This window comes from Blautia sp. 210820-DFI.6.14 (assembly GCF_020558815.1).
In the GTDB taxonomy this organism is placed as follows: domain Bacteria; phylum Bacillota; class Clostridia; order Lachnospirales; family Lachnospiraceae; genus Blautia_A; species Blautia_A obeum.
In genome coordinates this window covers 1-706 of the sequence record NZ_JAJCKS010000090.1, presented here as the reverse complement: position 1 = coordinate 706, position 706 = coordinate 1, and the positions used below count along the sequence as shown (strand labels likewise).

At 40.5% G+C, this 706-nt stretch carries 1 protein-coding gene; it reads right to left on the bottom strand.

Annotation, left to right across the window (positions count from 1 at the left end):
* The coding region (locus LI112_RS17855; RefSeq protein ID WP_227191206.1) for an SDR family NAD(P)-dependent oxidoreductase at window positions 1-692 on the bottom strand (692 nt) is incomplete at its 3' end.
* Between the last annotated feature and the right edge of the window lie 14 nt (window positions 693-706).

Sequence of the window (706 nt, the reverse complement as noted above, 5' to 3'; positions counted from 1 at the left end):
TCATCTGAAGCAAGAAACACAAACGCATTGGCAATATCTTCTGGCTGTCCAAGACGACGCAATGGAATTCTTTCAATCATAGGTTCGATAACTTCCTTTGGCACGGCCTTCATCATATCAGTTTCTGTAATCCCAGGTGCAACAGCATTAACACGAATACCTTTAGGTCCTAGTTCTCTTGCTAATGATACAGTCAATCCGTTTACTGCAAACTTCGATGCCGGATAAGCAAACCCACTTGGCTGTCCCGAAATACTCACCATGGAAGAAGTTGAGAGAATGACCCCCTTGCCTCTTGCCACCATACATTCTGCTGCTACACGAGTAGTATTAAATACTCCTTTTACATTTAGATCCATGACTTTATCAAAAGTCTCCTCTGTATAATCCATAAATGAGGTGTTTTCTGAAATCCCTGCATTATTTACCAGTATGTCGACACATCCATATTTTTCAGTTGCCTCTTTAAAAGCCTTTCTGACAGACTCCATGCTTGCTAGATTTGGACTAATTCCAGCAACTATTGCATTGGGATATTTTTCTTTTAATTTATCTACAGCAACATCTGCCGATTCCTGTGAACTTGCTGCCAACACAACTGAAGCACCTTCCTTCAAGAATTTATCAGCTGTAGCAAATCCTATACCACGGCTTCCACCCGTAATGATTGCAACTTTATCTTTTAATCTCATTTAGACTACCTCCT